Raw genomic sequence first — 4,955 nt, 5'->3', positions numbered from 1 at the left:
CGCTGGAGCGTGTTTTTGGGGCGATGATGCGTCTTTGCGAGGCTTCTGGATTCCTGGGTCGCTCCTCCATAGGCGGATGGCTTCAACCCCACTTGTGGAAACCTGCGGGTTTCCGGTAACGGGTGTATGACCAGATGGACGGATGCCGTACGATTACATGGCGAATAGTCATATAAAGGAGGACCATCCGCAATTATGCCCATAGCACTCAGTTTGCTGCTCGTTCTGTTTTTCCTGCTCATGAATGCGTTCTTCGTCGCCGCCGAGTTCTCGCTCGTGCGCGTACGCAAGTCGCAAGTCGAAATCCTCGTGGACGAGGGTCGCAAGGGCGCCAAGTACACCAAGCTCGTCGCCGACAACGTCAACGCCTACCTGTCAGCCTGCCAGCTGGGCATCACCCTTGCCTCGCTCGCCCTCGGCTGGTTGGGCGAGCCTGCGGTGTCAGCCCTGTTCGAACCGCTGTTCAAGGCACTCAACGTGCCCGAGGCGGCCACGCACGGCATCTCCATCGTCATCGGTTTCGTCATCATCACCGCGTTGCACATCGTGGTGGGCGAGCTCATCCCGAAGTCGCTGGCCATCTTCTCCACCGAGCGCTACGCCCTGTTCACGGCCACGCCGCTCGTGTGGTTCTACCGCATCACGTACCCCGTCATGTGGCTGTTCAACAGCATTACGAACGGCGTCATGAAGATGCTGGGCCACGACGTGGCCAACGAACACGAGGTGTACACCGACGAGGAGATCAAGCTGCTCATCGACGAGAGCACCGAAAGCGGACTCATCGACCCCGAGCAGAACGAATACGTGGACAACATCTTCGACCTGGGCGACAAAGACGCCGAGGCCATCATGACGCCGCGCACCGATGTGGTGTGCATCGACCTCGACGATCCGCTGGAGGAGAGCCTCCAGACCGTGCTGCAGTACAAGTACACGCGCTACCCGGTGTGCCGCGGCAGCAAGGACCGCATCGTCGGCTTCGTGCACGTGAAGGACCTCTACACGATGCCTAAGGACGCGACGGTCGACGACCTGCGCGTGCGCATGATCCAGGCCGTACCCGAAGGCGTGCCCATCGCGAAGTTGCTGCAAACGCTGCAGGAGAAGCGCACGAAAATCGCCGTGGTCATCGACGAGCATGGCGGCACGGCCGGCATCGTTACGATGAGCGACATCATGGAGCAGATCGTCGGCCGCATCGACGACGAGTACGCGCATGGCGGCTCGGACGAGATCGTGCAGTTGGACGATGGCAGCTACCTCATCGACGGCTCGCTTCCCATCGACGAGGTGGGCGAGCTCATCGGTTTCGAGCCTCTCGAGTCCGAGGAATGCGAGACGGCGGGCGGCCTGCTGCTCACCGTGTTCGACCGTATCCCCGACGAGGGCGATTCCGTGACCATCGAGGACGGCGACGACAGGGCCACGTTCACCGTAGTCGACATGGACCGCCACCGCATCGACAAGATTCGGGTGGTGCTCGAGCACGCTCCGGAAAGCGACGAAAGCTAAACGACTTCAGGCCCCGTCAGCAATGGCGGGGCTTCTTGTTGCGTGCGCTATCCCACCTTCACGCCGGCGAAACGCTCGGCGTTGTGCCACAGCATGTTCTCCAGCTCGTCCTCCGAGAAGCCGGCGGTGACGAACTGGTCGTATTCCGCCGCAGGGCTCCACATGGGGTAGTCCGAGCCGAACATGATGCGGTCGGTGCCCCACATGCGCGCCAGCTCCACCGTGCGGCGCTGCCCCAGGAAGAACTGGGAGCTCGACGCGTCCACGAACAGGTTGTCGGCGTTATGCAGGATGTCGTAGCCCACTTCATAGCGCGACCAGCAACCGAAGTGCGCCGCGTCCACCACGAGGTCGGGGAACGTTTTCAGCACGTTCATCAGGCGGCGCGGATGCGAGTAGTCGTAACGGTAGTCGCCCGTGTGGATGACGATGGGCAGGCGCCCCTCTATCATCTCGTACACGTTCATGAGTCGCGGGTCGTCCATGTTCACGTGCTGCGTGTCGGGATGCAGCTTCATGCCCTTGAGTCCCAGGCCGATGGCGCGTTCGATTTCCTTCTCGGGCTCGGGATAGTCCTGGTGCATAGCCATGAACCCGATGAACTCGGGATGCTGCCGGCACTGCTCGGCGATGAAGTTGTTGATGGACTCCACGCTGCCCGGCGTCGTGGCCACCGAATGCACGATGAAGTGCGTGATGGGCGCATGCTGCTGCGCGGACAGCAGGTGCTCCACCGTGCCTTCGCCGAACATGTCGATGAGGTAGAAGTCGCCCACGGCGTCGACCGCTCGCGAGGCGATCTTGTTGGGATATATGTGAGCATGGGCATCGATCACTGCCATGGAGGCGCTCCTTCGCGTCGTGCTGTTTCGGCGGCGCGGTGCGAAACGGCTTCGAGTTGAACGCTCGGCCAGCATCGCGCAGCTCCTGATTGTAGAGCATCGGCGTTCGCGGCGCATTAGGCAGAAGCATGTTTCTGGGTGCCGCTTTCGAGGCTTCGGTGCTGAGCCTTCCGATTGGCAAGAGGTTCGAAGCCCTTCAAAACAGCGCTGCTTTCCATTCGTCACGAGGAAAAAGCTTGTTATGACTAGCACTCGAAGCAAAAGAGTGCTAACTTTTTCGACAGTGATTTTTATGAGCTTCCGCATGCTCGGGTCAGTGGTTTTTCAGCCGAGCGGCAGAGGCGCCTATCGTGCGCGCGGTGATGGCGAAGCGCCGCACACCGATGAGAAGGGAACCAGACTATGTCCAAAGACATTGCGTTCGACAACGAAACCCGTACGAAGATGGCTGCCGGCGTCAACAAGCTGGCCGACGCCGTGAGGGTGACGATCGGCCCGAAGGGGCGCTACGTCGCCATGCAGAAGGAGCACGAGAAGCCCAACGTTTCCAACGACGGCGCCACGGTGGCCGCCAATGTCGATCTTGAAGATCCCATCGAGAACATGGGCATGAAGATCGTGCGCGAGGCCGCCATCGCCGCGAACAACGACGCGGGCGACGGCACCACGACGGCGACCATCCTTTCCGACGCTATCGTGAGCGAGGGAGTACGCTGCGTCATCTCCGGTTCCGATCCGCTGGCGCTGCGCCGCGGCATCCAGCGCGCTGCCGACGTGGTGGCCGACGAGGATCTCGAGAACGCCGTCGAGGTTACCACGCGTGAGCAGATCGCCGAGATCGCGACGGTTTCCGCAGGCGACCGCCAGATCGGCGAGAAGATCGCGGAGGCTATGGATGCCATCGGCCGTGACGGCGTCATCTCGGTCGAGAAGTCTCAGAACTTCGGCATCGAGGTGAAGATCCTCAAGGGCATGATGTTCGATAACGGCTTCATCTCCCCGTACATGGCCGACGACCCGGCGCGCCTGGAAGGCGAGCTCACCGAGCCCTACATCCTGTTGACCGACCAGCGTCTGGGCGACAACTTCGCAGACATCGTGCCCGTGCTGGAAGAGGTCATGCAGTCCGGTCATCCGTTGCTGATCGCCGCTGAAGACGTGCGTGGCGAGGCGCTGAACACGTTGCTGATGAACCGCCGTCGCGGCACGCTGACCAGCGTTGCGGTGAAGGCGCCGGCTCTGGGCGATCGACGCAAGGCTGAGCTCGAGGATCTGGCCATCCTCACCGGCGGCGAAGTTATCACGCCTGATCGCGGCCTGACGCTGGCCGATGCGCGCAAGAGCATGCTCGGCCGCGCCGCCAGCGTGCAGATCACCAAGGACCGTACCACCATCTTGGGCGGCAAGGGCAAGCCCGAGGCTATCGAGCAGCGTTGCGATCAGCTGCGCGCGCAGATCGAAACGGAGAAGATCGACTACGACCGCGACGTTCTGCGCGAGCGTCTGGCCAAGCTGTCCAGCGGCATCGCGGTCATGGAAGTGGGCGCCGCCACGGAGTCCGAGATGAACGAGATCCGCAGCCGTATCCAGGACGCTTTGCTGGCTACCCGCTCGGCCGCAGAGCAGGGCCTGGTGGCCGGTGGCGGCGTGGCGCTGCTGCAGGCCGCGTCCGCGCTGGACGGCCTCGTATGCGAGAACGCCGAGGAGCAGCTGGGTATCGACATTCTGCGCAAGGCGCTGGAGGTGCCGCTGCGCGCTCTGGCGGAGAATGCGGGCTATCGCGGCGACGTGGCCGTTGAGAAGGTCAAGGAGCTGCCGCTGGGCCAGGGTCTGGATTGTATGACTGGCGAGTACGGCGACATGATCGGCCGTGGCATCGCCGACCCGGCGAAGGTTACGGTCACGGCGCTTCAGGCCGCCGCTTCTGTGGCGTCGCTGATTCTGATCACGAACGCCTCCGTCAGCGAGATGGTGCCCGAGGAAGACTAACGTCCTCGTCGAAACCCGGTTCTGCCATGCGGGCCCGCGCAATCGCGCGGGCCCGCTGTCGTCCGACATGGAGTGCGCTCGTTTCCGTTTAACCGGTATGCCGCGCCGGTTATAAGAGCTTGTCCTGAACGCTTGCATTGCGCAAGACGTTACATTATCTTCTGAAACATATAGCGCACCTTGTCCAGGCGGCTGTTTGGACGGCGGGGCTGGATGACTGGCTTGCCGACAGCGGCCTGATACCCTTTCAGTTCTGTAAGGCATACGCTCTGCCCGTTGGTGTAAAAGGCCAGATCAGTACGGTATGCCTGTATACAGCGGGCGGGAATCTCGCCAGTAAAGACAACTTCATCCTTTTTTACCTGGACCGTTTCGATGGTGGCACAGTATTTCGGTGCATCATGATAAGCCCTGGAAAGATATTCCCGGGGCGCATAGAGGGTGAAGGAGAGATAAGGTTCCAGCAGTTGCGTCCCTGATTCCTTCAATGCCTGTTCCAATACAATCGGGGCCAATGAGCGGAAGTCCGCCGGCGTGCTGACCGGACTGTAATAAAGCCCGTATTCAAAGCAAATCTTACAGTCCGTTACGTTCCAGCCGAACAAGCCC

3 protein-coding genes and 1 pseudogene are annotated in these 4,955 nt (G+C 61.5%); 2 read left to right on the top strand and 2 right to left on the bottom strand.

Annotated elements, in window-relative coordinates; genetic code table 11:
• Positions 1-195 precede the first annotated feature (195 nt).
• Positions 196-1,515, top strand: coding sequence for a hemolysin family protein (locus ACMO6A_RS04180; RefSeq protein WP_009305323.1), 1,320 nt, complete (start codon positions 196-198; stop codon positions 1,513-1,515).
• Between the two features lie 47 nt (positions 1,516-1,562).
• Here ACMO6A_RS04180 and ACMO6A_RS04175 read toward each other — a convergent pair whose 3' ends face one another.
• Positions 1,563-2,357 carry an amidohydrolase family protein gene (locus tag ACMO6A_RS04175; RefSeq protein ID WP_009305322.1) on the bottom strand — a complete coding sequence of 265 codons (795 nt, stop codon included), beginning with the start codon at positions 2,355-2,357 and terminating at the stop codon, positions 1,563-1,565.
• A 402-nt stretch (positions 2,358-2,759) separates the two neighbouring features.
• Here ACMO6A_RS04175 and groL point away from each other — a divergent pair, with 402 nt between their 5' ends.
• Positions 2,760-4,346, top strand: a complete 1,587-nt coding sequence (groL, locus tag ACMO6A_RS04170) for a chaperonin GroEL (protein WP_418470823.1) — start codon at positions 2,760-2,762, stop codon at positions 4,344-4,346.
• Positions 4,347-4,495: 149 nt separating this feature from the next.
• On the opposite strand, the pseudogene ACMO6A_RS04165 reads toward groL, so the two are convergent.
• Positions 4,496-4,955: pseudogene (locus ACMO6A_RS04165) on the bottom strand (tetracycline resistance ribosomal protection protein); the annotation flags it as partial.

Source organism: Eggerthella sp. (genome assembly GCF_048329335.1).
Lineage (GTDB): Bacteria > Actinomycetota > Coriobacteriia > Coriobacteriales > Eggerthellaceae > Eggerthella > Eggerthella lenta.
This window is presented reverse-complemented; position numbering and strand designations above follow the sequence as displayed.